Consider the following 26,084-nt stretch of genomic DNA (forward strand, 5'->3'; position numbering starts at 1 on the left):
CATGGACCGCCCGACGTCCCCCCTGATTGCCCAGCTTGCCGAGGCGCTGGAACCCGTTCGTCCCATCCGGATGGCCCATGGCCTGGCGCTGATCGCGCTGGCGACCGCCGTGACGATCGCGGTCGTTGCGCTGGTGCAGGGCCTATGGTCCGGACCGGCGCAGGGGCAAGCGGCGGCGATCTTCTTCATCGCCAACGGCCTGATCGGACTGGTCGGGCTCGCCTCTGCACGCGCGGTGGTGCGGATGGCTGTGCCTCGGGTCGGCGCTCGGCGGGACGGCGCACGCTGGCTGCTCGCCGCGCTCGCGCTCCTGCCGGTGACCGCGCTGTTGTTCATGGCGATTGAGGGCAATCTGGCGGGGCATGAACACGCCGCCGACGGGCTTCACTGCTTCCTCTTCGGCACCGCGAGCGGACTGCTGGTCGCCGTTGCGCTGCTAATCTGGCTACGCCGCGGCGCACCAGTCGCGCCGAATGTCGCCGGACTTTATACCGGCATCGCCGCCGGCGCGCTCGGCAGCTTCGCCTGGGGCCTGTCCTGCCCGGTGGACACGATCGCTCATCTCGGCATCTGGCACGTCGCGCCAGTCGCGGTGTCGGCAACCATGGGACGGTTCATCGTCCCCCGCTGTATCCGCTGGTAAACGATCGCAGCAGCATCGGCGGTGAAACTTTGGATTGCTTTAGTCGTGGTCGACTGAGGAGCTGGGAGGCGGCGCGTCAATCAGGTCCGTAACGTTCAGTCGGGTGCGATCCTTTACGGTCTTTGAAACCGGATAGGTGGTGTAGTCGATCTCCATCGTCAGGAATGGCGCCATCGTTGCGTGGTAATGGCGGACATTGCGCGCAAAGATGCGCATCGCATAGTCGTTCGACCCGGACACGGCATCGCATGCGACGATGTTCGGGGTCGTCGCGACGATCGCCTCGAACTGACGGGCCGCCTCGGCCGTGCAATTGCGGAGGCTCGCCATCACGATGAACTGGCTGAGATTGCCTAGCCGTTCGATATCGATGTCCGCATGATAGCCGCGGATGTAGCCCGCACGCTCCAACCGCTCGATCCGCATCGCGCAGGGGGTCGGCGACAGGCCGGTGATCTCGGCGAGCCTGACCTTGCTGATTCGACCGTCGTGCGCCAGCGCCGCGAGGATCTGAAGGTCGAGCGGGTCGAGCGGCGCGCAGGTCATCTCCCGCATCGATGGCGCAGCACCATCCCCGCGCGCGCGCCGGTATGCCGGCCCTGATCCAGCGTCAGCACGCCGTTGACGATCACATCGGCGATGCCGGTCGCGGGCCGCATCGGCGCGGCCCAGCTCGCATGATCCTCGACTGCCGCCGCGTCGAAGATGACCACATCGGCGCGCAGCCCTTCGCGGAGCAGTCCCCGGTCGCTGAGCCCCATGCGCTGCGCAGGCCATGACGTCATCTTGCGAACCGCATCCTCCAGCGACAGCACGCCCCGCTCGCGCACATAGTGGGCGAGCACGCGGGCGAAGGTGCCGTAGGAGCGCGGATGCGGCAGGCCCATGCCGTCGAGTTCGCCCAGCACCGCCGCCGCCGCGCCGTCGCTGCCGATGCTGATCCAGGGCTGGCGGATCGCGGATTCGATATCGCCCTCGTCCATCACGAAATAGAGGGCGAAGGCGCGGTTGGGCAGCGCGGCGAGCAGGATATCCCATGCGGCATCGGCGGGGTCCTTGTTCAGCGCCGCGCCAATCTCGACGAAATTCTTGCCGTGGAAGCGCAGCATGTCCGGCTGGTGCGCATTGGCAAGGACGATGTTCTGCCAGCCACCCGCCGCCTCGATCAGACTTGACCAGCCGGGGACCGATCCTGCGGCTGCCTCGCGCTTCAACTGAGCGCGCAGGGAAGGATCGCGCAGCTTGGCCAGGCCCGCCTCAAACCCTTGCGCGAACACATGCCCCGGCACCGTCCCCTCTAGTCCGGTTCCAGCAGCGGTATAGGGATAGAGGTCCGCAGCGACGTCCACCCCGCGGTCGCGCGCGGCGGCGATGCGGGCGATCGCCTGCGGCATCAGCGTGCCCCAGCCGGGGGCATAGGCGGCCTTCAAGTGGAAAATCTCAACCTTGGCGCCGCTGTCCTCGCCGATCCGGATCGCCTCATCGACGCTGTCCAGCAGGCGCGCGCTCTCGTCGCGCATATGGGTCGCGTAGAAGCCGCCGCATTTTGCAGCGACCTTGGCGAGTGCAACCAGATCCTCGGTCGCGTGGAAGCGGTCGGGCGGATACATCAGCGCGGTGCTGATCCCGAACGCGCCCGCCTGCATCGCGCGATCGACCAGCCCGCGCATCTGCTCAAGCTGGGCCGGGGTTGGTGCGCCCGCGCCGTCGCCCATCACCGCAACCCGCGCCTGGGTCGCGCTGTAATAGGTGCCGAAATTGACCGCGATCCCGCGCGTTGCCAGGTCGTCGAAGTAGCGCGGGATCGCGTCCGCCGGGACCGGCGTGCCCCCTTCCCCCCCGATGAGCGTCGTCACGCCCATCCGCAGCTTGTTCTCAGCCGCGCCGTGCGCGAGCAACACGCTGCCCGACTGATCCATCATGTCGATGAAGCCGGGGGCAACGTAGCGACCGGTCGCGTCGATCTCCTTCGCACCGCGCGCGGTGATGAGCCCGATCTTCGCGATCCGGCCATCCTTGATGCCGATATCCGCGCGGACCCACGGGTTACCCGCCCCGTCGAGCACGCGGCCGCCCCGGATGACGATATCATAGGCCGGAGCCGGTCCCGCACCGAGCAGGAGCAGGGCCGCGCCACTCGCTGCGATCCGCCGCCACTTCATGCCGGCCAGCCCCACAGCGCGGGCGGACACGACGCCAGGCCATTGACGTAGCTGACCGATGGCTCGCGGTCGCTCTTCAGGAAAATCGGACCGTCCAGATCGACGATGTCGCAAAGCTGACCCAGCACAAAGGCAGGAGCCATGGCGAGGCTCGAGCCGACCATGTTGCCGACCATCACGTCGAGACCGTGCAGCCGCGCCGCGTCCGCCATCGCCAGCGCGTCGGTCAGGCCGCCGCATTTGTCGAGCTTGATGTTGACGACGCTGAACCGCCCGACCAGCCGAGGGATGTCGCCGACCGTCAGCACGCTTTCATCCGCTGCGACCGGGATCGGGCATTTGATGCCGTCCAAATCGGCCTCGCGTCCGCGCCGCACCGGCTGTTCCAGCAGCGACACGCGCTGCTCGACCAGCATGCTGATGAGCGGCACCAGATCGTGGCGCGCAAACCCCTGATTGCCATCGACGCCGAGCCAGGCATCAGGCCGCGCGGCGCGGATCGCGCGCACCCGCGCGCTGTCGAGCGGCACGTCGCCGGTCAGCTTGATCTTGATGTGCCGGACATCGGCATAGGATGCCGCGCGGGCAGCCATGGCGTCGGGCTCGTCGGCGCTCAACGTGAAGGTGGTGGCGAGCGGCCGGGGCGTTGGGACGCCAGCAAGCTGCCATACGGGTTGCCCGCTACGCTTCGCCTCCAGATCCCACAGCGCCGCGTCGACTGCATTGCGCGCGCCGCCCGGCGGCATCGCCGCGCGCAGCCTGTCGCGGCTCACCCCGCGCTCGATCAGGTCGCGCTGGGCCTGGATCTGCGCGATCATCCGTTCCGGGGTTTCGTCGAGATAATAGACGCCCGACGCTTCACCACGACCGACATGCTCGCCATCGGTGAGGGTGACCACGACGACGTCCTGTCCGTCGAAGACATAGCCCGCGATGCGGAACGGCTCGACAAAGGGAAAACTCTCGACCGCGATATGCAGTGTGCAGCGCCGCTCAGTCATGGGGGCGCCCCAGGATCGACGCGACCGCGCGGTCCATCGATGTGCGCATCGGGTCAAAGGCCGGAACCCCCATCTCCTCGCTGGCGCGCGCGAGTGCATCGGCACAGGCAGCATCGTCCAGTTGCGCGGTGTTTAGGCTGACAGCCCCCAGCCGCGCCGCCGGATTGGTCACCCGCGCGGCGGCAAGGCAAGTCTCGGCGACCTCGGTCAGCGAACGCAGCGGGAATCCGGTCATCGAGTGGAAATGCGTGCGGCCCGGCTCGTGGCACAGCACCAGCACATCGGGCTGTGAGCCATGGATGATCCCCAGCGTCACCCCGGCGAAAGCGGGGTGATGGATCGCCCCCTGCCCTTCGATCACGTCCCAATGATTCTCGTCGGCGTCGGGCGAGAGCGCCTCAGCTGCGCCGGCGATGAAATCGGAAACCACCGCGTCCATCGGGATGCCCGCACCTGCAATGATGATCCCGGTCTGGCCAGTCGCGCGGAAATCCACGTCCGCACCGGCGTCACGCAGCGCCCGCGTCAGCGCCAGCGCGGTGTATTTCTTGCCGAGCGCGCAATCGGTGCCGACGGTGAGGACGCGCCTGCCCGTGCGCTTGCGGCCGGTTGCGGTCGTGATGCCGGCGGGCGGCACGCGGACGTCGATCAATCGCGCGCCTGCCGCCTTCGCAGCATCCGCCAGGCCGGGAACGTCCGCGAGCCGCGTGTGCATCCCGCTGACGATGTCGAGCCCGCCGCGCGCCGCCGCGATCAGGGCAGCATGCCACGCCGCCGGGATCTGCCCGCCGACCGGCGCGACCGCGACGACCAGTGAACCCGCGCCTTGTCGGACCGCCGTCGCGACATCGAGGTCGGGCAGGCCCAGGTCCGCCGCCTGGTCGCTCAGCCGAAACTGGCCGAGACATGCGTCGCGCGCCCAGTCGCGGATGCCAAAGCCGGTCTTGGCATGGAGCGGCTTGGCGACGTCGCCGACGAATAGGACATAGGGTTTGCGCAGTTCGATCATGTCATCCCTCGACTAGAAGTTGCGCCAATTCAGCTAGTGCAAAGCGCCCCGCAATTGCGTCTGAATTGACCCGCCGAAACAGCAGCTTTCACTATCGGTCACGACGCTCAACCCAGTAGCCCCGTCAGCGGAACGGCGTGCGGCGCACGCACCGACCGCGCGACCGGCAACAGCGTGCAGTCGATCCCAATCGCGTCCAGCGGCGCGAGCAACGCACGGCAATGATCTTCGTCGGACGCGTACAGCAACATCACGAAATCGACCGACCCGAACACCGCATCGCACTCGGCAATCTGCGGGATGGCCGCGACCATTTCCTCGAACCGACGCGCGGCGTCCGGCGTCCATTCGCGGATGCTGACGGATACGGTAAAGCGGCTCAGCCCCGTGATCCGTTCGACCGAAATGTCGGCGTGATAACCCTTGATGAACCCCGCCGCCTCAAGCTTGGCGACCCGCGCGCCGCACGGCGTGGGTGACAGGCCGACCACCTTCGACAGGTCCGCCTTGGTCATCCGCCCATCGCGTTCGAGCGCCGCCAAGATCTTGACGTCGAGCCGGTCAATCGGGCGGCTCATCGACAGGGATCAGGCGCCGATGGTCGCCGCATAGACGCGCATCCAGTTCTCGCCCATCACCTTGTCGATCTCGTCCTTGCGCCAGCCACGCGCGACCATCTCCGCGCGAACCGCAGGGAGTTTGGAGATATCCTCGAACCCCTGTGCATATTGGATCGGATCCTGAACGTACGTCATTTCTGGCGGGAAGGCGAAGGACTCGTCGGGAACGATTTTCGAGGTCGAGCCCACGGTAAAGTCGCCGCCGATGCCGATATGATCGACCCCCACCAGCGTCTTCAAATAGTCCAGCTCGTCGACATAGCGCCTCACATTGGCGCGGACCTTGGGCTGGGTGCGTTTGCCCGCATCCGCGCTGCTCCAGCTCATGAACGGGTCGATCGCGCTGACGCCGAAGAGGCCTCCGGATTTCGCAATCCCCTCGATCACCCGGTTCGACGTGTTGCGCGGGTTGGGATTGAGCGCGGCGAGGTTCGAGTGGGTGCACACTACGGGACGCTCGGCCATCGCGATGACGTCGAGGCTCGACTGCTCGCCCATATGCCCGCCGACATCGACCAGGATGCCGAGCTTCTGCATCTCGGCAACCATCACACGCCCTGCCTTGGTCAGGCCGATATGCGGGTCCAGGCAGCCTCCGGCGAACTGGTTGGTGAGGTTGTAAATCAGGCCAACGACGCGCAGCCCGGCTTCGTAAAACAGGCGCATCGTCGTCTTGGGCGGCTTGGACCACCAGTCGCTCTCGCCCTTCATCGCGAAGAGATCGGCCTCCTGCCAGCCGATCGTGAGCGAGATCTTGCCCTCCGCCTTCAACCGGCGGATGTCGCCGGCGGTCTTGGCGATGCCAACCTCCTTGGAGTGCTGGTCGACAAACTCGTGCAGCGCCGCCATCTGCAGCAGGGTCGGGAGCATGGAGATGCTCCAGCTATCCACCCCGCCTTTGCGCAGCAGCGAAAGATAATTGGCGGTCGGTGCAGATGGGCTGCATCCATCCACGACGATCGGCGTGGTCGCGGGCGCAGCGGCGAGCTGCGTCGCTGAGCCGGCCGTCGCAGCCCCGGTCGCCGCAGCAAACAGGCCTCCGCCAGCGAGTTTCATCATGCCGCGGCGGTTCATGTCAGTCGTCACGATTCAGTCTCCACCAGCCAGATCTATTTCGACGGTTGCGCGAACGGCACCGGCGGCTCCTGCGCCTTGAGGTGCCGCAGGAAAAAACCGCCAAGCCGCCGCGCGACATAGGGGTGATAGCCGACATCGTGCGCGGCATTGGGCACCAGCACCAGATCGAACTCCTTGCCCGCCTTGATCAGCGCGTCCGACAAAGCGACCGTCTGGTTGAGCGGCACATTCTGGTCGATATCGCCGGTGACCAGCATCAGCTTGCCCTGAAGCCGGTTGGCGAGGTGCAGATTGTCGACCCGCGTATAGGTGTCGCCCGCCTCGCCCGGCACGCCGAAGAACCGCTCGAGCGAGATTGACGAGATCATCGTGCGGTAATTATGCGGCCCGGCGATCGACACCGCCGCCTTGTAGAAGTCCGGGAACAGGAACACCGCCCGCGCCGAGGCATAGCCGCCGAACGAAATGCCGGTGATCCCGACCCGGTCGAGGTCCATATAGGGCCGACTGCGCGCAGCAGCGCGGATGCCTGCAACATGATCGGACAGCGCGATCGAATCCTCATCCGCCATCGGCGACATATGGAAATCACGCGACCGGCGCGGCGTACCCCGTCCGTCTTGGACGATGATGACGAAGCCGAGTTCCGCGAGCGCCTGCATATAGGCGGCGCGACCGGCCAGCGCGTCAGTAAAGCCCTGTGGCGCGAACGACACCTGCGGGCCGGCATAAATCTGCTCGATCACCGGATAGCGCTTTGCAGGATCGAATTTGGTCGGCTTGAGCAGCACGCCATAAATGTCGTGCTTGCCGTCAGCGCTCCTGGCGACGAGCCGCTCGGGCGGCGTCCAGCCGGTCGCGCGCAACGCGCTCGCATCGGCTTCGACCAGCTTGGCAACCAAACGCCCGTCAGCGGCGCGGATCACCGTCACCGGGGGCGTCGCGATCGTCGAATGCGTATCGACGACGTAGCGCCCGCTCGGCGAGAAGCGCGCCGCAGGCGTGTCCCAATGCCCGTTCAGGCCACGCGCGGGATAGTTGGTGAAGCTGTGATCGGCATCCTCGGGCGTCAGCAATTGCGGCGCACCGCCGTCGAGCGCAACGCGGTAGAGGTGGCGATAATAGGGATTGCGCCCCGCCTCGCGCCCGCCAGCGGTGAAATAGACCAGCCCGGCCGCCTCATCGACGCGGACGATGTCGAACACCGACCAGTCGCCGGTCGTCACCGCATTCTTGAGCGCGCCGGTCTTGGCGTCGTAGCGGTAGAGGTGCCCCCACCCGCTACGCTGCGACCACCACAGGATCTCGCCCCGCTTCGCCAGCAGGCGGACGTTGGGGACGTGATAGTCGAACGGGTTGAGGTTGAGGAACTGCGCGTCACGCTCCTCCACCACCGTCCGGCTCTTGCCGGTGTCGAGGTCGATCGCGACCAGCCCGAGCGCGCGGGAATCGCGGGTCGACGTGGCGAGGTAGAGCGCATTGTCGGCCATATCCCAGCCCGGCTCGCCGACCAGCGCCCAATGAGGGGCATAGTCGTTGAACCCCAATGCCCCGCCATCGACCGGAACGGTGCCGCCGTCCATGAGGTCGATCAGTACCAGCGCGAAGCGCTTCTCTGGCGCGTCGGCGGGCGTCGGCATCGGCATCTGGTGCGCGATCGGGCGCGGCGCGTCCGGCGGGAGAAATTCGGTAACATAAGGCGCGGTCTTGACCCCGCGATTGTCGGTGCGGATCGCGAGGACATACCGCCCGTCGGGCGACCAGGTCGCGCCGGGATAGACCGGCACGGCCTCGCCCCGCCGTTCCTCGACATAGGTCGTCTTGAACGCGGTGTAGCGATAGGGGAACTCGGCGCTGCCATCGCGGGTCAGCGCACGTTCCGCGCCGGTCGCGGTCTCGCGCAGCCACAGATTGTGGTCGCGCTCGAACAGGACTTGCCGTCCGTCCGGCGATGAGACCGACGCCGGGTCGGGCGCGGCGGCGGCTTCGGTGCGGCAATTGGTCGCTGCGCGGTTGCACGCGAAGGTCTGCTTACCGACCGTGAACGATACCGTCTTGAGGTCGGACGAATAGCGGATCGACCCGAACGGCAGTTGCCCCGGCACGACCGTGCGCCCCAATTCGCGCGACAGCATCGCGGCCACGCGCGCGTGATCGAACGCCGGCTCGGCCTTGCCGGTCGCGGCGTTGACGGTGACGAAGCGGACGCCGCCCTCAATCTCATGCCGATACCAGAAATAGTCGCTGGCCCCGTTCCAGTTGGGCACCGGCGCGGCATTGCGCACCAGCTTGCGGACATTGGCGGGATAGAAGGTGGATGCGCGCTCGACATCCGCCACGGTTACCGGGGCGTCGCTCTGCGCTGCCGCTGGCGGGGCCAAGGCGAGGCCGCCCGCGATCGACATCGCCACCAGAATACGCCCGACAACGAACAGCATCGATACAGTCCCCAGCCTGTCACAAGGAACGGCGACCCGCGTCATGCGCGAGCCGCCGCCGATAGGAGCTTCCTTAGTAGCGCACGGTGAAGGTTAGGCCAGCCGTGCGCGGGCGATTGATGAAGGCGGACGACAACGGGCCATCCAGCACCCCGTTGACCAGCCGCGCCGAGCTGGTCGGGATCGTCGTCGCCTGCAGCTCCAGATCGTTGAGCACATTGGTGACATAGGCGGTCATCGACCACCATTTCCGCTCAAGCCCGACGCGCAGGTTGAGCATTTCCATGCTCCCCAGCTTGCCCGTAGCGAAGTTCTGCGGGAAGGTTTCACGCTCGCCGATATATTGGAACGCGACCTGCCCGGTGAGTTCCAGATCGTCGCTGCCCAGCGGATAGTTGAAGTCCGCGCCGGTCGAGAACGAGACCTTGGGCACGTTCGGCGGACGGTTGCCCTTGGCGAGATCCTGATAGTCCGCAGGCGCACCGGCGACCGCGAACACCGACATGCCCTCGCTATAGCCGGCCTCGGTCAGGTTCCCGCTGAAGAACAGCGAGAGGTTGCTGCTCGCCTTGTAGCTGCCCTCGACCTCGATCCCGTAGATCCGCAGCTGCGGCCCGTTCGCGGTGAGCGCGCCGGGGTTGCTGATCCCGATCTGTGGATTGTCGAAGTCGGAGTAGAACGCCGCGACATTGAGCGTCAGCGCACCGTTCATCAGGCGCGACTTCACGCCGATTTCGCCGGTGACGACATCGTCCCGGTCATAGGTCAGCGCGTCATTGAACGCCTGCGACCCGACCGGGCCGAAGCCGAGCGCGGAGAAGGGGCTGTTCAATCCGCCATTGCGGACGCCGCGAGCGAGCGTGCCATAGACCATGACGTCGTCATTGACGTCATATTCGATCGCAACGCGCGGCAGGAAGGTGTTGAGCTTGAAGTCGAAGCTGGTGCCGGGTCCGCCCGGCGCGTTCAGCGCATCGACGTCGTTTGGCACCGGGAAGTAGATCGGGGCGAAGATGTCCGCCGGATTGGTGAAGATCGGCGAGAAGATACCGATGACGAAGGATTCGACGAGGGTCGAGGTGACCTTCTCGTTGACGTAACGCGCCCCGGCAAACAGCCGCAGCCGGTCGGTCGCCGCATAGCTCAGCTCGACAAAGCCCGAGAACTGGCGCGTGTCGGTCTGGGTCGTGCTGCGTTCGATCTCGGTCGATCCGGTGTCGGTGATGTTGGCATAGCCATCACCCGAAACCAGCGCGGTCGAGGTCGATTTGGTGTCCTGGAAATACGCGCCCGCGACGATGTTGAGCGGCGAGTCGAAGTCGGTGACGAAGCGGAATTCCTGCGAAACCGCGCGCTCCTTGCTCTGAATCTGGGCGATCGCCGTCAGGTCGGACGACAGCAGGTTGCTCGCCGTGTCGAACGGCGGAAAGGCGTTGAAGAAACCCTGGAACCCATAGGTATAGGCCGAGCTGAACGTCTCCGCCTGACGCCGGCGCTGGTACAGGCCGGTGATCGATTCAACCGTGATCGGGCCGGAATTATACGAGAGCTTGCCGCTATAGAGCTCGAAATCGTCCTGATTAAGCCCGTCGATCAGGCTGAGCGACGGCGCGATCAGATCTTCGCTGCCGACGCTGTCGCCGATCGTGGTCGGCTCGATGAAGCTCAATTCGCCGATATCGTCACGACCAACATGCGCGGCGAGGCGGATGGTCAGATTGTCCGTCGGCTTCGCCAGAATGATCGCACGACCGCCATAGGATTCGAAGTCGTTCATGTCCTTCTGGTTGAGGCCCAGATTGTCGATGTAGCCGTCGTCCTTGCGGTAGAAACCGACGAACCGAACGCCGAGCCTGTCGGGGACGAGGATCAGGCTGGTCGCATTCTCCACGCGATAGTTGAAGCCACCATGATCGGTGACGCTCGCGCCGCCGCTCCACGTGCCGGTGAAGGTCTTGCCATCAAGATCGGGATCGGCCGCGAAATAGCGGATCACGCCGCCCATCGCGCCTTCACCGAAATAGGTCGGCTGCGGCCCGCGCAGGATTTCAACGCGATCGAAATCGAAGAAGTTGAAGTCGCGCTGCGATGCCGAGGAGGATGCGACCGAGATATCATCGACCAGGATCGAAACCAGCGGCTGCAGCGCATTGCCCGACACTTGGGTGCTGTTGGTCACGCCGCGGATGTTGATCTCATTGGTGTTCGGACCGCGGTCGAGCATCTCGACACCCGCAACGCGGTTCGCCAGATCCTCGAAATCAACGATGCCGGATTTCTGCAGATCATCGCCGCCCAGCGCCGTGACGCTGCCGCCGATGTCCTGAACCGACTCCTGGCGGAAGCGCGCCGTGACGACGACTTCCTCAACATCACTCGCCGCAACCGGAGCGTCCTGTGCGGCAGCCGCCGAACTGAAGCCGAGCGTCGATACGCCCGCGACCAAGGTCGCAATTACCCCCCTTAGTGCCACACTATCCTCCTCTTTATTTGAGCCGGAACACGCCGCTGCGACGCAACGGAAACCATGACGCTTGAGCTGCATCGTCCCGCCCGCGCGAACGGCGTCCGCGCGGCTGAAACGCTATGGCCTGACGGTCCCCGCCGCCTCTTAAGCCCTCTCAACCCCCACGTGAGTCGTTGTACAATACATCAATGTATTGTCAATAAACCGTCATCGAAATTTCACGGAGTTTCGGCGGAGTTTCTTGCGACCAGCAGCCGCGAAACCGGCCGCGCGACGACCAGCATGACGAGGCATGCACCGCCCGCGAATGCGGCGTTCAGCGCAAAGAACCTGGCATGCGGCATCGTCTCCCATAGGGTGGCGACGTGACCGACGAGCAAATTGCCGAGGAACACCGACAGGAATACTGTCCCCATCATCGTCGAGTTGATCTGCGCCGGAGCTGCACGCGAGAACAATGCCAACAGGGTTGGCCAATAGAAGGTGAAGCCGAGCGCGTTGAGTCCGTAGAGCAGCACCGGCCAAATCGCCCCGACACTCTCGCCCCGGTCGGCCCAGCCGGCGGGCACGATCATCATCAGATTCGCACCCGCGATGATGAAATAGCCGATGGTGAGTTTCGACATCTCACCTGCCTCACGCCCGCGCCGCGCCTGCCAACGCCAAAGCGCGATCAACACCGGCACCGCGACGATGCAGAACAGCCCGTCGAGTGAATTGAACGATGCGGTCGGCACGGTCCATCCGAACAGGCTCCGCTCCACCGATGCGTCGATGAACAACAGGCCTGCATTCATCTCCTGGAAATAGGCCGCACAAGCCGGAATGCTGATCACACCGAGAAAGATCAGCGCGGCAACACGCCGCCAATCGTCTTGGTTAAGCGGCTGACGCGCCGCCCCATCCCGCGGCCGCCGCCGATCAGCGGGAAGATGCTTCCAGCCGCTGAGATAGGTCGCCAGCGCGATCAGCATCAGCACGCCCGCCGCACCGAACCCGACATGCCAGCCATAGAGCTGCGCCAATACGCCGCACAGCAGCGGACCGAGCAACGCGCCGACATTGATTGCGGCCGAGAAAATCGCGAATGCGCGGGTCCGCTGCCCGGCTTCATCGGCGCCATAGAGAAAGCCGACCTGGACCGAGATATTGCCCTTGAGGCAGCCGGTCCCCGCGATCAGGAACGCGATGGCGAACAGGAAGCTGCCCTCGAACGCCATCAGGAAATGGCCGACCGCCATCAGCACAGCGCCGAGCAGGACCGTGCGGCGCTGCCCCAGCCAGCGATCCGCCAGTAACCCGCCGAAGATCGGGGTGAAATAGACCAGGCCCGTATAGAGGCTGAACACCTGACTGGCGAACGCCTGATTGGACAGCGGCCCGGTCAGCCCCTCCAGTCCAGCGCGCAGCCCGGCAAAGCCTGCGACACCCTCCGCGACTCCCGGCGTCAGGATATGCTGAAGCATGTAGAGCAGCAGCAGCGCCGACATGCCGTAAAAGGAAAACCGCTCCCACGCCTCGGCAAACGCCAGATAGGCGAGGCCCTTGGGATGCCCCCAGAGCGTGTCACGCGACCGAACAGGCGCTGCCCCCGCCACGCGCTAGATATCCGTCCAGACCGGTGCGTCCGCATCGGCGAAGCGGTCGGTCGCACGGATCAGCTGGTCGAGAATCCCCGGCTCGGAATAGGCGTGCCCTGCCCCGTCGATCAGGTGAAACTCCGCCTCCGGCCAGACGCTGTGCAGCGCATAGGCATAGGTCGCCGGGCATGGCAGGTCGTAGCGGCCATGAACGATCACGCCGGGGATGCCGCGCAGACGGCCCGCGTCGCGCAGCAATTGGCCGTCCTCCAGCCATGCACCATGGGTGAAATAGTGATTTTCGATCCGGGCAAAGGCCAGCGCATAGCGTTCGTCCCGCCACAGCGCGTCGAGCGCCGCATTGGGCAAGAGTGTCGAGGTCTCGCACTCCCAACGCGTCCACGCCTGCGCCGCCTCGATCTGCGCCGCTGCATCGTCGCCGGTCAGGCGGCGGCGATACGCGGCGACCAGATCGCCGCGCTCCGCCTCCGGGATCGGCGCCTGAAGCCGTGCATATTTTTCAGGAAACACTTCCGACACGCCGAAGCGGTAGAACCAGTCGATCTCGGCGCGCGACACGGTGAAGATCCCGCGCAGGACCAGCGCGCTGACGCGCTCCGGATGGGTCTGCGCATAGGCCAGCCCAAGCGTCGATCCCCATGATCCGCCGAACACCAGCCACTGTTCCGCCCCGACCAGTTCGCGCAACCGCTCCATATCGGCGACAAGATGCCAGGTGGTGTTGTCCTCAAGGCCCGCATGCGGCGTCGATCGCCCACAGCCGCGCTGGTCGAACAGCAGGACATCATAGCGTGCTGGGTCGAACAGGCGGCGGTGCGACGCAGCAAAGCCACCGCCCGGCCCGCCATGCAGGAAGATCGCAGGCTTGGCGCCGGGCGTCCCGACCCGCTCATAATAGAGCTGATGCCCGTCCCCCACATCGAGCATCCCGCTCGCATAGGGTTCGATCTCCGGATACAGGCCGCGCAGTTCCGACTGGTGCATTCCGCCATCCCACCATGACAATACAGATGTGTATTGTTTCAGCGGTTAGATGGTCGGTGTCAAGGCGGCGTGATCCGCTCCGCTCAATCGCGGCCGGTAAACACCTTCACATAGCGATGAATGAGGTCCTGCCGCTGTTCGAGCGATTCCTTGAGGCCGGTCGCGTAATAGCCGACCTGGTGGAAATAGACGATGCGGGCGCGGATCATCGCGTCGTCTTCGCTGTACCCGCCCTCGGCAAACACGGCCTGGATGGCATCGATCCGGACCGCATCGACCTCCTGCACGACCGCCTCAACCTCTGCCGACAGATTGGCCCAGGCGCGTACTGCGCGGTCATAGGCCGGGCTGAACCCCTGTTCGGAAATATAGAGATGCGCCAGCCGCGACAGTCGTTCCTCGACCGTGCCGGATGCGGCAAGCACGTCCAGCATCGGCTGGGTATTGCTCGCTCGCCAGTCCTTGAGCAGCGCGTCGAGCAGCTCGGTATGATCCTTGAACCGCCAGTAAAACCCGCCGCGCGTCACACCTACCGTCTTGGCGAGCCGGTCGATCTTTACGCCGACAATGCCGTCCTCAATCAAGGTGCGGCGCGCGATATCGATCCATTCCTGAGTCGAGGGCGTATGGTCCGGCGGCGGAGTACGGCGCCATGTTCGGCCCGTCTTGCCAGCACCCTTCCCCGTCTTGGTCGCTGTCGCTTTATTCTCAGCCATAGTGCCTCATTGCCGGATAACCACGCGCGGGGTCAATCGCCGCTACTGGTGCGCGATGCCGCTGTCGGGAGAGGCTGGACATGTCAATACATAGATGTATTTCTTGACGGAAATCGACACGGGCAGCCTGCCGCGCCGTGAGATCGGGGAGAACAGGGTGGCACGCAGAACCGACAGCCTCGCATTGATCGCCGCCGTCGTGATCGGCAACGGCATCGCACATATCGGCACTTCGACCATGCCGCTTCAGGTCGGCGCGCTGATGGACCTCGGTCTTAACGGCCGTGAGGCCGGGTTGTTCGGCTTTTTCCAGATCGGCGCGCTGGCGCTGTCGATGATCGCGCTCGCCCCGTTCATCCACCGCGCACGCTCGGTCACCGTTGCGATGATCGGGGCGACGCTGGCGCTGGGCGCGCACGTGCTGATGTATTTCATGCCGGGGTCGTTCGCACTGCTGCTGGTCTTCGCGGCGCTGGCCGGCACCGGATATGGGCTGGTCTTCGCCGCCACGATCACCGGTGGATCCACCGCAGCGAACCCCGACCGGGTCTATGCGATCGGCAATGGCGGCGCGGTCGCCTATGTCGTCGCGCTGATGTTCGTGATGCCGCTGGCGAGCATCCATCTCGGGCGGATGGGCGCCTTCCTCGCGGTCGCGCTCGCGATCCTGATCACCATGCCGATGATGCTCGCGTTTCGCGCGCGGACGGAGTTGCCGGCGATCCATGCGGGCGGGCTGCTGCGCCAGCCCGCGATCCTGGCGCTGATGCTGATGTGGGCGGGCTATTCGCTCGGCACCGGGGCGCTGTGGAGCTTTGCCGAGCGGATCGCCAAGGGGCTGGAGATCGCGCCCACCACCACGGCGACGATCCTGTCGCTGAGCGCGCTGTGCGGCATTGCCGGGACGGTCGTCGCCGCATGGCTCGGCGGACGCGCGCCGCGGGTCGCGTCGATGGTCTTCGGGCTGATTGGCACAGGTGTCTCGTGCCTGTTGATGGGGTTCGCGACCGGGGCGGTCATGTTCGCGATCGGCGTGCTGACCTATTGGATCTTCTACATGTACCAATATTCGGTGTTCCTGGGGGTCGCCGCGGCAATCGACCCGTCGGGTCGCGCCGGGACGATGGGCGGCGGCTGGGAGCGCTTCGCCTTTGCCATCGGCGCACCGATCGGCGGCCTGGTTGCCGATTTTGGGTCGTATTCGATGCTAGGGATTCTCGGCTTTCTGTCCTGTGTCCTCACAATCCCGCTGTGCATGCCACTGGTCGCCCGCCGGCTCGCCACTACGCAGCCCGCTCCAGCCTGAAAATCGCCATTCGGCCATTGCACAAATACACTTGTGTATTTATGCATCGTGTTTCGCAGGAAGCAGGGGGGAGCGGCGCAAGTGACACGATACTCGGCGTGGTCACTCCTGCGCGCGGGCCTTACCGGGCAACGCAACTGGACGCCCGCGTGGCGCGATGCCGAGCCGCGCAAACGCTATCAGGCGGTGATCATCGGCGGCGGCGGACATGGCCTCGCGACTGCCTATTATCTCGCCGCGCACCACGGCATTCGCGATGTCGCGGTGCTGGAGCGCGGATGGATCGGCGGCGGCAATACTGGCCGCAACACCACCGTGATCCGGTCGAACTATTTCTTCCCGGAAAGCGCGCGCTTCTACGACTTCTCGCTGACCCTGTACGAAGGGCTGTCGCGCGCGCTCAACTACAACATCATGTTCTCGCAGCGCGGCATGTGGAGCTTTGCGCATGACCGGCATGGCGTCGAGATGCTGCGCCGCTCGGTCAATGCGATGCGGCTCAACGGGGTCGATGCCGAGTTTCATGCGGGCGACGAAGTCCAGCGCCGCATCCCCGGCCTGAACCCCGCCCCGCGCTTTCCGATCGTCGCCGGTCTGTTCCAGCCGCGCGGCGGCACCGCGCGCCACGACGCCGTCGCCTGGGGCTATGCCCGCGCCGCCGACGCGCTGGGGGTCGACATCATCCAGAATTGCGAAGTGACCGGCTTCGATCTGCGCGATGGCCGGGTCGTCGGGCTTCAGACCAGCCGCGGCGACATCGCGACCGATTGCGTCGGCATGGCGGTGGCGGGGCATAGCAGCGTGATGGCGAAGCGTGCCGGGTTCCGCCTGCCGATCGTATCCTACGCGCTCCAGGCATTCGTGTCGGAGCCGTTGAAGCCGGTGCTCGACACGGTGGTGCTTGCCCCGTCCACCGGCACCTATCTCAGCCAGTCTGACAAGGGCGAGTTGGTGATCGGCAGCGCACTCGACCTGTTCCCGTCCTATGCTCAGCGCGGCAGCCTGCCCGTGCTGGAGGATACCGCAGCGGGCCTGATCGACCTGTTCCCGCAGTTCTCGCGCGTCCGGTTGCTCCGCCAATGGGCGGGCATCGTCGATGTCACGCCGGACTCCACCCCGATCCTGGGCGAGAGCCCGATTAAGGGCCTGTACCTTAACTGCGGCTGGGGCACCGGCGGGTTCAAGGCGATCCCCGGCGGCGGATACTGCCTCGCGCATCACATGGCGACCGGCGCGGCGCATCCGCTCGCCGCTTCCTTCGCGCTCGATCGCTTTCGGACCGGGGCGCTGATCGACGAATCCGGCGCCTCCGGCATCGCCCATTGAGGACTCCATGCTGCTGATCGACTGTCCCTGGTGCGGCCCGCGCGCGGAACTGGAATTTCGCTGTGGCGGCGAAAGCCCGATCGTGCGCCCGCCAGATCCGCAGGCGACCGACGACGCGGAATGGGCCGACTATCTGTTCCACCGCGACAATGCGCAGGGGGCGAGCTTTGAGCGCTGGCACCATCGCTTCGGCTGCGGCCTGTGGTTCAACGTCGCGCGCGACACGGTGACGCATCGCATCACCGCCGTGTACGGGATCACCGACCCCCGCCCCGCGCCGGAGGGGCAGCGATGAGCGGCTATCGCCTGTCGGATGGCGGAGCGATCGACCGCGCTCGCCCGGTGACCTTCCAGTGGGAAGGCCGAACATACCGCGGCTATGCGGGCGACACGCTCGCCTCTGCCTTGCTGGCGTCGGGCGAGCGGATGATCGGGCGCAGCTTCAAATATCACCGCCCGCGCGGGCTGATCGCCGCCGGGCTCGACGAACCCAATTTTATCGTTCAGCTCGAAACCGGCGCGCATGCCAGCCCGAACCTGAAGGCGCCCTATATCGAGCTCTACGACGGGCTCCACGCCGCGCCGGTCAACGCCTGGCCCAGCCTGCGCTTCGACCTGATGGCGGTGAATGGCGCGTTCAAGCGCTTCATCCCGGCAGCCTTCTATTACAAGACCTTCATGTGGCCGAGCTGGCAGTTGTTCGAACCGCTGATCCGCAAGGCTGCCGGTCTTGGTGCCTCGCCGCACCTCCCCGATCCCGACAGCTACGCGCAGGCCACCGCGCATACCGACGTGCTGGTCGTCGGCGGAGGTCTTGCCGGTCTTGCCGCCGCGCAGCATGCGGCGGCCTCCGGCCAGTCGGTCATGCTGGTCACCGGCGGCGCGCATTGGGGCGGAAGGCTGGCCGGCACGCGCGAGACTATCGAGGGCCGGCCCGCGCAAGAGTGGATCAAGGAAACACTCCGCTCCCTCGCCGCACTGCCCAATGTCACGCTGATGAACCGGACACTGGCCACCGGGCACTATGATCATGGGCTGGTTTCGCTGTGCGAGCGACTGACCGATCATCTCCCGATCGCCGAACGCACCGGCCCGCGCCAACGGCTGTGGCGGGTCCGCGCCGACAAACTGATCTTTGCAACCGGCGCGATCGAGCGGCCTTTGGTGTTCCGGGGCAATGACCGCCCCGGCGTCATGCTCGCCGGCGCAGCGCGCGCCTATCTCCATCGCCACGCGGTGGTCGCCGGGCGCGAGATCGTCGTCGCAACCACTAACGACAGCGGCTGGTATGCCGCATTCGATCTGTCCGAGGCCGGAGCGAAGGTCGCCGCCATCCTCGATACTCGCCCCGATCCCGCCAGCAGGCTGATCGCGCGCGCCGAAGCGCTCGGCATCGCCGTCCACCTGCGCACCGCACCGGCAGAGGCGATCGGGCGCAAGGCTGTCCGCGCGATGCGGGTCGGGCGGGTCTTTCCGGGCGGGCGTATCGTCGGCGGGACCGTAACCTTGCCGTGCGACCTCCTGCTCATGTCCGGCGGCTGGAGCCCCGCAGTGCACCTCCATTCGCAAGGTGGTGGGCGATTGACGCTCGACCCCGGCCTGCACAGCTTCGTTCCCGAGCACGCGAGCCTCCAGCGCAGCATCGGCGGAGCGGCCGGCGAGTTTCAGACCGAAGCGACGCTTCGGGCCGCACGCGACGGAACAGCGCAGCGCACGCCCGAAGCCCCTCACCCGCCTTTGTGGTCGATCTCGGAAGGCGCCGCCCCCGACGATGCCGCCTGGGTCGATTTCCAGAATGACGTGACCGCAGGGGACATCGCGCTCGCCGCACGCGAGAATTTCCGGTCGGTCGAGCATCTCAAACGCTACACCACGCTCGGCATGGCGTCCGATCAGGGCAAGACCTCTAACGTCAACGGTATCGGCATCCTCGGCGCTGTGCTCGGCAAGCCGATGGAGGCGATCGGCACCACCAAATTCCGCCCGCCCTATGATCCGGTCCCGTTCGGCGTGTTCGCCGGCCACCGCGTCGGCGATGGGCTGCGTCCGCGCCGTTACCTGGCGATGGATCGCTGGCACGCGGCACAGGGCGCGACGTTCGAGGAGTATGGCGGCTGGATGCGCCCCGCCGCCTATCCGCGCCCCGGCGAGAGCGAAGCTGATGCGGTCCACCGCGAGGTGACGCAGGTGCGCAATGGCGTTGGCGTCTTCGAAGCGTCGCCATTGGGCAAGATCGAGGTCAAAGGCCCCGACGCCGCCGAATTTCTCGATCGCATGTATGTGAACCGGATCGGCACGCTGAAGCCCGGGCGCTGCCGCTACGCGATCCTGCTGACCGAGAACGGCGTGGTGTTCGACGATGGCGTGGTCACCCGCATCGCCGAGGATCATTTCCTCGTCGGCACCACCAGCGGTCATGCCGCCGCCGTTACCGAGCTATTCCGCGAATGGCTGCAGTGCGAGTGGACGAGTTTGCGGGTACTGGTCGAGGATGTCACGGCATGCTGGGCGGTCGCCAACGTCGTCGGCCCGCGGTCGCGGGCAGTGCTGGAGCGACTGGCAGGCGGCATGGATGTATCGCGCGACGGCTTCCCCCACATGACCGCGAAACAGGGTGCCGTTGCGGGGACTGCGGCCCGCATTGCGCGGGTCAGCTTCACCGGCGAATTGTCGTTCGAGGTCGCCGTGCCATGGGGCCACGCGGAGGCGCTGTGGGACGCGCTGCTGACCGCCGGCGCCGTCGAAGGGATCGCCCCGTTCGGGGTCGAGGCGCTGATGACGATGCGGGTCGAGAAGGGCTATCTCCACATCGGCGCGGACACCGACGGCACGACGCTGCCTCAGGATATCGGCTTTGGCGAAATCATGCGGAAAAAGCCGATGGATTTCGTCGGTCGCCGCTCAGCGCTTCGCCCCGACGGGCTGCGCGAGGACCGCCGCAGCTTTGTTGGCCTCACCGCAACCGACGGCAATCCGGACCCTCTCCCCATCGGCGCGCATGTGCTTCCCGCCGGGACCATCCAGCCGCGGCCCGGCGAGGGCTGGGTGACGTCGAGCATCTGGTCGCCGACGCTCCGCCAACCGCTGGCCTTGGCGATGGTCGCGCGGGGACAGGCACGGATCGGGGAAGATGTACGCATCTGGGACCTCGGCAAATGGCGGGAAGCGCGCATCGTCCCGGTATGCAGCTATGATCCCGCAGGAGCCCGGATTGATGCCTGACACCACCACCCTGCCCGCATGGTGCCGACTCGACCGTGACCTGAGCGTGATCAAGCTTCAGATTCGCGATGCACCCGATGCGGGCGACCGACTGGCGGCACTGCTCGGTGTCGCGCCGCCGTCGCCACAGCGCTTTACCACGGCCGATCGCCATTTGCTCGCGGCCATTGCCCCGGGCGAGTGGCTGCTGACCGGGACCGTGGACGATGGCCCGGCGATGGCTGCCCGGATTAACGCCGCGATGCACGGCGAAACCGCCCTGATCCTTGACGTGACCGATGGGGTGATCGCGCTGCAGTTGGAGGGAGCTCCGGCAACCGCCTGCCTTGCAGCCTATACTGCGCTCGATCTGCGCGAGACCACGATGCCGTGCGGCTGCGCCGTTCGCACGCGGTTCGGCGATATCGGCGTGTTCGTCGCGCGGACGGGCGACGCGCCGCACTATCGGCTGATCGCCGACCAGAGCTATGCGCCCTATCTGATCGAGCTGATCGCGCGCAGCGACCGGCCCCCGCTATGACCCATCCCCCCGGCACGCGCTGCGTCCTGCGTTTCCGCTGTCCCGACCAGCCGGGCATCCTCGCCACCGTCACGTCGCTGCTCGCGCGCAATGGCTGGGATATTCGCGAAGCGGCGATCTATGGCGATCCCGACAGCGGCATCTTTTTCGTGCGGACCGAGCTGGCGAGCGATCGGGCCGCGATTGCCAACCTGCCGCGCCACCTCGCCCCGGCGATCGTCACGCTCGGCCTGGATTGGGAAGTCCACGACATCGCCGAACCGATGCCGGTGCTAATCGCGGTATCGAAATTCAACCACTGCCTCATCGACCTGATCCACAAGGTCGCAATCGGCGCGCTCCCAATCCGCATCGTCGGAGTGGTATCCAACCATGACCAAGAGCGCGCCCTGGTCGAATGGCACGGCATTCCCTATCACCATTTGCCCGTCGATCGCGCCGACAAGGCTGCGCAAGAGCGGCGCTTCCTCGACATTATCAGCGAAAGCGGGGCAGCATTGACCGTGCTCGCCCGGTACATGCAGATCCTCTCCGACGAGTTTGCGGCCAGCCTCGACGGGCGCTGCATCAACATTCACCACAGCTTTCTGCCGAGCTTCAAGGGTGCGAAACCCTATCACCAAGCCAAAGCGCGCGGTGTGAAGCTCATCGGCGCAACTGCGCACTATGTGACCGCAGACTTGGACGAAGGCCCGATTATCGAACAGGATGTCCGCCGCGTCAGCCATGCGACAACGGCGGAGGAGATGGTTGCCATCGGCCGCGAGGTCGAGGCATCGGTGCTTTCCCGCGCCGTTCGCTGGCACGCCGAACATCGCATCCTCGGCAACGGCAACCAGACCGTCGTCCTCTGATAGCTAACTATATCGCGAATTGTTTGGCTGGGGCGGAAGGATTCGAACCTTCGGTACACGGCATCAAAAGCCGTTGCCTTACCGCTTGGCTACGCCCCAGCATGGTCGGAAGCGACGCCCTTAAAGCGCCGCGCCCCGCATGAAAAGAGGGTTTAACTCCCTTTGCGGCTTCGCCGGACCGGTGCCGCAATCCGTTAACCGAACCGATGCACCCAGCCATGCGGGTCGGGCGCCTCGCCGCGCTGGATCGCGGTCAGTCGCGCCTTAAGCGCTTCGGTGACCTGACCCGGCCCGCCGCTGCCGATGGTGAAGCCGCCGTCACGGCTCTTCACCTGACCGACCGGGGTCACCACCGCCGCAGTGCCGCAGGCGAAGGTTTCGACCAGGCGACCGCTGTTCGCATCGGCTTCCCACTGGTCGATCGCATAGGGCTCTTCGCGCACCGTGATGCCCTGCTCACGGGCGAGCGCGATGATCGATTCGCGCGTGATGCCGGGCAGGATCGTGCCGGTGAGCGGCGGGGTGACGATGCTGCCATCGTCGAACACGAAGAACAGGTTCATGCCGCCCAGTTCCTCGACCCAGCGGCGCTCGGCCGCGTCGAGGAACACGACCTGATCGCAACCTTCCTTGATCGCCTCGGCCTGCGCGACCAGACTTGCGGCATAGTTGCCGCCGCACTTGGCCGCACCGGTTCCGCCGGGCGCCGCGCGGGTGTAGTGGTCGGACACCCAGATCGTGACCGCCTTTGCCCCGCTCTTGAAATAGGCCCCGGCGGGCGAGGCGATGACGAGGTAGAGATATTCGCTGGCCGGCTTCACGCCCAGGAACACCTCACTCGCGAACATGAACGGGCGCAGATACAGCGATCCGCCCTCGAGCTCCGGGATCCAGTCCGCGTCCGCCTTCACCAGCGCTTCGATCGATCCGATGAACAGATCGTCGGGCAGCTCGGGCATCGCCATCCGCTGCGCCGACTCGCGGAAGCGACGGGCATTTTGCTCCGGACGGAACAGCGCCGTCCCGCCATCGCCGAGACGGTAGGCCTTGAGCCCCTCGAAAATCTCCTGCGCATAATGCAGCACCGCGGTCGCCGGATCGAGCATCAGCGGGCCGCGCGCGGTGATCTTGGCGTCGTGCCAGCCCTTCGCATCCGACCAGCGGATCATCGCCATATGATCGGTGAACAGCTTGCCGAAACCGGGGTCGGCAAGCAGGCGGGTGCGCTCGTTCGCATCGATGGGAGCCGGGTTGGCTTCAACGTGAAACGTCAGGCTGCTCACATCACTCTCCTGAATCGGCGGTTGCGCACGCCTAAGGCGGATGGCAAAACAGGTCAACATGGCTGTCCCAACTGCATCCCCGTTATTCCTGCGCGAAGCCGAGATCCGGCGTGGCGTCGAGATGCTCTATTTCGGCTACAGCCACCTCACGCGCTCAATCGATGAGGGGTTGGCGGCGCAGGGCTTGGGCCGCGCGCATCACCGCTCGCTCTACTTCGTCGCGCGCCAGCCCGACATTACGGTAGGGGAACTGATCTCGCTGCTCGCGATCACCAAACAATCGCTCGGGCGGGTGCTGACCGACCTGACCGAACGCGGGCTGATCGAAACACGGCCGGGGCGCGAGGATCGGCGCCAGCGGCTGCTGCGGCTGACTCCGGAAGGGACAAGGCTGGAGGCGGAGCTGTTCGACGCACTCCGCGAAAAAATGACCGCCGCTTACTCCTCGGCGGGACAGGCAGCGGTCGGGGGGTTCTGGGCCGTACTCGAAGGGCTGATCCCGGCCGACGAACGCAAGCGGGTTTCGGATCTCGGCGGGAAATAAGCCCCTCTCCCAAAGGAGAGGGGCTAAGCAGCTCACGCCACCTTGAACCCTTCACGGTTCATCGCCCGGGTCAGCAACGCATTCTTCTCGTCCGACAGGCTCGCGCGCAACTGCGGGAACAACTGCTCTTCCTCGTCCTTCATATGCTCTTCCAGCTCGCCGCGCAGCGTGCGGATCGTCGCGAGAAAGCTCGCGCTGCCAGCCGGCATGTTGTCGAGCTCGTAGAGGTGCTGCTTCACATAGCCGTGCTCGCTGTTCAGCTCGTCCGCCTCGGCGATCTTCCCGGCTTCACGCAGCGCCGGGTAGATGACATTCTCTTCCTCGATCGCATGCTTGGCCAGCGCGTGCTTGAGCTGGGTCAGCATCAGCTTGCGCCGCGCGACTGCGCTGTCGTCGGTCGCCTCGATCGCGTCGAGCAGCTTGAGTACCGCCTTATGCTCGGCGATCAGGCCGTCCATCCAATCGCCCGCCATCGCCGTCGGCGACTGCACCGCGACCTTGCGGCCGAGCATCGCGAGGACACCCAGCGCAGCGCCTGCCGCCGTCGCGCCGGCGATCATGCCAAAGCTGCCCTTACCGCCTTCATCCTTGAACCGGCCCTTGCTGTCGCGAGTCTGGTTATCTGCGCGCGTCTCGTTCTGAGTCTTGGTCGCCATCGTCGCCTCCATGAATTGAACTATGGCGCGACAACGTTTTCAGGGGGTTGGACGTTCCGGTCAGCCGCGCGCGGCGGCGGCCATCTCAGCATTGCGACGCTGCGAGGCTTCGAGCGTCGCGGTCAGCAGCTTCACCAGCGCGGAATCGGCGTCGAGTATGTCCAGCCCTGTGCGCGTCGACCCACCCGGGCTCGCAACCTTGTCGGCGAGCACAGCGGGCGTGTCGGCGGCCTGCGCAGCGAGCAGCGCCCCGCCCTCGACCGTCGCCAGCGCAAGCCGGAGCGCCTGATCGGAAGGAATCCCGATCGCCGCCCCCGCAGCCGCCAGCGCATCGATAAAACGATAGACGAAGGCCGGCCCGCTGCCCGCCAGCGCCGTCACCGCATCGAACCGCGCGGCATCGACCCATTCGGTGAGGCCCAGCGGCGCCATCAATGCGCCAGCCCGGTCCCGCGCCTCGGCGTCGGCGCTGTCACTATGCAGCGCGACCACGCCTTTCCCGATCTCCACCGGCAGTTTGGGCATTGCCCGAATAATCGAGCCAGCCTTGAACCGCGCCGCCAGCGCCGCCTCCTCGACCCCCGCAAGGATCGACACCAGCATCGGCACGCCTGCAATCCGCGCCGCAACCTGATCGGCAATGGCATCGATCTGCTGCGGCTTTACCCCCAGCATCACCGCATCGGGCAGCGCCCCTTCCGGCAACGCCCTGCCCTGCCGCACGCCTTCGGGCAGCGCACGGTCACTGCGGTTGAGGACAAACACATCCTCCCCCCGCACCGCCCCCGCCGCGATCCACCGCCGCAACATCGCCCCGGCCATATTGCCGCAGCCGATCAGCCACAGGGTGTTGGGGGTCGTCATCGCCATTGCTCCATTGCCCGCGCCGGCCCTCAAAGAAGCGGAACGACGCGTCAAGCCTTATCGGATGACTTCGCGGTTGACCCGCACTGACCGGTCGGTAAGTTTCACCTGCGTAATCATTTTGGGGAAAATAATGGCGTATTGGCAGGGTTTGGTGACGGGCGCGGCAGTGACGATCGCGGCGGTGACATTGGTCGCGGCGACCAAGCCGCAGAAGTTCGGAACGATCGACGTCGAGCGGATCAATGTCCGCGAACCCGACGGCACGTTGCGACTGGTGATCGCCAGCAAGGGCCGCTTCCCCGGCGCCTTCTACAAGGGCGAGGAGATCGCCCGTCCCGACCGCGCCTTTGCCGCCGGCATGTTGTTCATGAATGACGAGGGGACCGAGAATGGCGGCCTGATCTGGGCCGGCAAGAGGGACGGCGACAAGGTCAATGCCGGGGCTAGCCTGACCTTCGATCGCTACGAGAACGACCAGACCATGCAGTTGGTCCAGACCGACAATGGCAGCCGCGACACCGCCGCGCTGATCATCTCCGATCGCGGCGCCGAGAGCATGTTCACCAAGGCCAAGGGTAAGGCCGCGATCCGCCCCGATGCCTCGAAGGGCGCGGCCCGCCTGTTCGTCGGCAAATCACGCGACAAGGCATCGGTGGTGATGCTGCAGGACGCCACCGGCAAGCCCCGCCTGATGCTCAAGGTTGCGCCGGATGGCGGCGCGGCGATCGACTTCCTCGACGACAAGGGCAAGGTGGTGAAGACGATCGGGCCAGAGGGGTAACGGAAGC

23 protein-coding genes and 1 tRNA gene are annotated in these 26,084 nt (G+C 65.8%); 9 read left to right on the top strand and 15 right to left on the bottom strand.

What is annotated here, in order from left to right:
- Position 1: 1 nt before the first annotated feature.
- Positions 2-643 (top strand): NrsF family protein, encoded by a 642-nt coding sequence (locus K9B35_RS03425; RefSeq protein WP_224920396.1) that lies wholly within the window; start codon positions 2-4, stop codon positions 641-643.
- 39 nt (positions 644-682) lie between these two features.
- On the opposite strand, the gene K9B35_RS03430 is transcribed toward K9B35_RS03425, so the two are convergent.
- The 11 genes from K9B35_RS03430 to K9B35_RS03480 form a co-directional block, all read right to left on the bottom strand.
- Positions 683-1,198 carry an Lrp/AsnC family transcriptional regulator gene (locus K9B35_RS03430; protein ID WP_224920397.1) on the bottom strand — a complete coding sequence of 172 codons (516 nt, stop codon included), beginning with the start codon at positions 1,196-1,198 and terminating at the stop codon, positions 683-685.
- Positions 1,186-2,835 carry an N-acyl-D-amino-acid deacylase family protein gene (locus K9B35_RS03435; RefSeq protein ID WP_224920398.1) on the bottom strand — a complete coding sequence of 550 codons (1,650 nt, stop codon included), beginning with the start codon at positions 2,833-2,835 and terminating at the stop codon, positions 1,186-1,188. The genes K9B35_RS03430 and K9B35_RS03435 overlap by 13 nt, the downstream gene beginning before the upstream one ends.
- A complete protein-coding gene (locus K9B35_RS03440) occupies positions 2,802-3,806 on the bottom strand; it encodes a dipeptide epimerase (RefSeq protein WP_224920399.1) in 1,005 nt (334 codons plus the stop codon). The genes K9B35_RS03435 and K9B35_RS03440 overlap by 34 nt, the downstream gene beginning before the upstream one ends.
- Positions 3,799-4,815, bottom strand: a complete 1,017-nt coding sequence (locus K9B35_RS03445; protein WP_224920400.1) for a DUF1611 domain-containing protein — start codon at positions 4,813-4,815, stop codon at positions 3,799-3,801. The genes K9B35_RS03440 and K9B35_RS03445 overlap by 8 nt, the downstream gene beginning before the upstream one ends.
- Positions 4,816-4,922: 107 nt before the next feature.
- The gene (locus K9B35_RS03450) at positions 4,923-5,393 is read right to left on the bottom strand and encodes an Lrp/AsnC family transcriptional regulator (protein WP_224920401.1); all 471 of its coding nucleotides are present in this window, start codon (positions 5,391-5,393) and stop codon (positions 4,923-4,925) included.
- Between the two features lie 9 nt (positions 5,394-5,402).
- A complete protein-coding gene (locus K9B35_RS03455) occupies positions 5,403-6,521 on the bottom strand; it encodes a dipeptidase (RefSeq protein ID WP_224920402.1) in 1,119 nt (372 codons plus the stop codon).
- A 23-nt stretch (positions 6,522-6,544) separates the two neighbouring features.
- A complete protein-coding gene (locus K9B35_RS03460) occupies positions 6,545-8,950 on the bottom strand; it encodes a S9 family peptidase (protein WP_224920403.1) in 2,406 nt (801 codons plus the stop codon).
- Positions 8,951-9,023: 73 nt separating this feature from the next.
- Positions 9,024-11,423, bottom strand: a complete 2,400-nt coding sequence (locus tag K9B35_RS03465; protein ID WP_224920404.1) for a TonB-dependent receptor — start codon at positions 11,421-11,423, stop codon at positions 9,024-9,026.
- A gap of 212 nt (positions 11,424-11,635) precedes the next feature.
- The gene (locus tag K9B35_RS03470; RefSeq protein WP_224920405.1) at positions 11,636-13,015 is read right to left on the bottom strand and encodes a peptide MFS transporter; all 1,380 of its coding nucleotides are present in this window, start codon (positions 13,013-13,015) and stop codon (positions 11,636-11,638) included.
- A gap of 3 nt (positions 13,016-13,018) precedes the next feature.
- The gene (gene pip / locus K9B35_RS03475; RefSeq protein ID WP_224920406.1) at positions 13,019-14,002 is read right to left on the bottom strand and encodes a prolyl aminopeptidase; all 984 of its coding nucleotides are present in this window, start codon (positions 14,000-14,002) and stop codon (positions 13,019-13,021) included.
- Positions 14,003-14,085: 83 nt separating this feature from the next.
- The gene (locus K9B35_RS03480; protein ID WP_224920407.1) at positions 14,086-14,718 is read right to left on the bottom strand and encodes a TetR/AcrR family transcriptional regulator; all 633 of its coding nucleotides are present in this window, start codon (positions 14,716-14,718) and stop codon (positions 14,086-14,088) included.
- 157 nt (positions 14,719-14,875) lie between these two features.
- On the opposite strand from K9B35_RS03480, the gene K9B35_RS03485 reads away from it, so the two are divergent.
- From K9B35_RS03485 to purU, 6 genes are all read left to right on the top strand, one after another.
- Positions 14,876-16,024, top strand: a complete 1,149-nt coding sequence (locus K9B35_RS03485; protein ID WP_224920408.1) for an MFS transporter — start codon at positions 14,876-14,878, stop codon at positions 16,022-16,024.
- 81 nt (positions 16,025-16,105) lie between these two features.
- Positions 16,106-17,350, top strand: a complete 1,245-nt coding sequence (locus K9B35_RS03490) for a sarcosine oxidase subunit beta family protein (RefSeq protein WP_224920409.1) — start codon at positions 16,106-16,108, stop codon at positions 17,348-17,350.
- 7 nt (positions 17,351-17,357) lie between these two features.
- Complete coding sequence (locus K9B35_RS03495; RefSeq protein WP_224920410.1) at positions 17,358-17,645, top strand: sarcosine oxidase subunit delta; 288 nt, start codon at positions 17,358-17,360, stop codon at positions 17,643-17,645.
- Positions 17,642-20,572: a sarcosine oxidase subunit alpha family protein gene (locus tag K9B35_RS03500; protein WP_224920411.1), complete on the top strand. Its 2,931-nt coding sequence runs from the start codon at positions 17,642-17,644 to the stop codon at positions 20,570-20,572. Before K9B35_RS03495 ends, K9B35_RS03500 begins: the two co-directional genes overlap by 4 nt.
- Positions 20,565-21,092, top strand: a complete 528-nt coding sequence (locus tag K9B35_RS03505) for a sarcosine oxidase subunit gamma (protein ID WP_224920412.1) — start codon at positions 20,565-20,567, stop codon at positions 21,090-21,092. The genes K9B35_RS03500 and K9B35_RS03505 overlap by 8 nt, the downstream gene beginning before the upstream one ends.
- Positions 21,089-21,946: a formyltetrahydrofolate deformylase gene (purU, locus tag K9B35_RS03510; RefSeq protein ID WP_224920413.1), complete on the top strand. Its 858-nt coding sequence runs from the start codon at positions 21,089-21,091 to the stop codon at positions 21,944-21,946. The genes K9B35_RS03505 and purU overlap by 4 nt, the downstream gene beginning before the upstream one ends.
- Before the next feature lie 24 nt (positions 21,947-21,970).
- Here the strand turns inward: purU and K9B35_RS03515 are convergent.
- A tRNA-Gln gene (locus tag K9B35_RS03515) sits at positions 21,971-22,045 on the bottom strand.
- A gap of 95 nt (positions 22,046-22,140) precedes the next feature.
- Positions 22,141-23,289: a branched-chain amino acid aminotransferase gene (locus K9B35_RS03520; protein ID WP_412103432.1), complete on the bottom strand. Its 1,149-nt coding sequence runs from the start codon at positions 23,287-23,289 to the stop codon at positions 22,141-22,143.
- Here K9B35_RS03520 and K9B35_RS03525 point away from each other — a divergent pair.
- Positions 23,288-23,773 (top strand): MarR family winged helix-turn-helix transcriptional regulator, encoded by a 486-nt coding sequence (locus K9B35_RS03525; protein WP_224920415.1) that lies wholly within the window; start codon positions 23,288-23,290, stop codon positions 23,771-23,773. The genes K9B35_RS03520 and K9B35_RS03525 overlap by 2 nt on opposite strands.
- 32 nt (positions 23,774-23,805) lie before the next feature.
- On the opposite strand, the gene K9B35_RS03530 is transcribed toward K9B35_RS03525, so the two are convergent.
- Together K9B35_RS03530 and K9B35_RS03535 are read right to left on the bottom strand one after the other, a co-directional pair.
- The gene (locus K9B35_RS03530; RefSeq protein ID WP_224920416.1) at positions 23,806-24,429 is read right to left on the bottom strand and encodes a hemerythrin domain-containing protein; all 624 of its coding nucleotides are present in this window, start codon (positions 24,427-24,429) and stop codon (positions 23,806-23,808) included.
- A gap of 60 nt (positions 24,430-24,489) precedes the next feature.
- Complete coding sequence (locus tag K9B35_RS03535; RefSeq protein ID WP_412103433.1) at positions 24,490-25,299, bottom strand: pyrroline-5-carboxylate reductase family protein; 810 nt, start codon at positions 25,297-25,299, stop codon at positions 24,490-24,492.
- A gap of 127 nt (positions 25,300-25,426) precedes the next feature.
- Here K9B35_RS03535 and K9B35_RS03540 point away from each other — a divergent pair, with 127 nt between their 5' ends.
- Positions 25,427-26,077: a hypothetical protein gene (locus K9B35_RS03540; RefSeq protein ID WP_224920418.1), complete on the top strand. Its 651-nt coding sequence runs from the start codon at positions 25,427-25,429 to the stop codon at positions 26,075-26,077.
- Positions 26,078-26,084: the final 7 nt, after the last annotated feature.

It is taken from the genome of Sphingomonas sp. R647 (genome assembly GCF_020177055.1).
In the GTDB taxonomy this organism is placed as follows: domain Bacteria; phylum Pseudomonadota; class Alphaproteobacteria; order Sphingomonadales; family Sphingomonadaceae; genus Sphingomonas.

Coding starts and splice junctions, on each gene's coding strand:
- K9B35_RS03500 (WP_224920411.1), top strand. CDS start 17,642: ATGAGCGGCTATCGCCTGTCGGATGGCGGAGCGATCGACCGCGCTCGC.
- K9B35_RS03445 (WP_224920400.1), bottom strand. CDS start 4,815: ATGATCGAACTGCGCAAACCCTATGTCCTATTCGTCGGCGACGTCGCC.
- K9B35_RS03430 (WP_224920397.1), bottom strand. CDS start 1,198: ATGCGGGAGATGACCTGCGCGCCGCTCGACCCGCTCGACCTTCAGATC.
- K9B35_RS03495 (WP_224920410.1), top strand. CDS start 17,358: ATGCTGCTGATCGACTGTCCCTGGTGCGGCCCGCGCGCGGAACTGGAA.
- K9B35_RS03425 (WP_224920396.1), top strand. CDS start 2: ATGGACCGCCCGACGTCCCCCCTGATTGCCCAGCTTGCCGAGGCGCTG.
- K9B35_RS03540 (WP_224920418.1), top strand. CDS start 25,427: ATGGCGTATTGGCAGGGTTTGGTGACGGGCGCGGCAGTGACGATCGCG.
- K9B35_RS03440 (WP_224920399.1), bottom strand. CDS start 3,806: ATGACTGAGCGGCGCTGCACACTGCATATCGCGGTCGAGAGTTTTCCC.
- purU (WP_224920413.1), top strand. CDS start 21,089: ATGACCCATCCCCCCGGCACGCGCTGCGTCCTGCGTTTCCGCTGTCCC.
- K9B35_RS03530 (WP_224920416.1), bottom strand. CDS start 24,429: ATGGCGACCAAGACTCAGAACGAGACGCGCGCAGATAACCAGACTCGC.
- K9B35_RS03525 (WP_224920415.1), top strand. CDS start 23,288: ATGGCTGTCCCAACTGCATCCCCGTTATTCCTGCGCGAAGCCGAGATC.
- K9B35_RS03480 (WP_224920407.1), bottom strand. CDS start 14,718: ATGGCTGAGAATAAAGCGACAGCGACCAAGACGGGGAAGGGTGCTGGC.
- K9B35_RS03450 (WP_224920401.1), bottom strand. CDS start 5,393: ATGAGCCGCCCGATTGACCGGCTCGACGTCAAGATCTTGGCGGCGCTC.
- K9B35_RS03505 (WP_224920412.1), top strand. CDS start 20,565: ATGCCTGACACCACCACCCTGCCCGCATGGTGCCGACTCGACCGTGAC.
- K9B35_RS03460 (WP_224920403.1), bottom strand. CDS start 8,950: ATGCTGTTCGTTGTCGGGCGTATTCTGGTGGCGATGTCGATCGCGGGC.
- K9B35_RS03535 (WP_412103433.1), bottom strand. CDS start 25,299: ATGGCGATGACGACCCCCAACACCCTGTGGCTGATCGGCTGCGGCAAT.
- pip (WP_224920406.1), bottom strand. CDS start 14,002: ATGCACCAGTCGGAACTGCGCGGCCTGTATCCGGAGATCGAACCCTAT.
- K9B35_RS03520 (WP_412103432.1), bottom strand. CDS start 23,289: ATGTTGACCTGTTTTGCCATCCGCCTTAGGCGTGCGCAACCGCCGATT.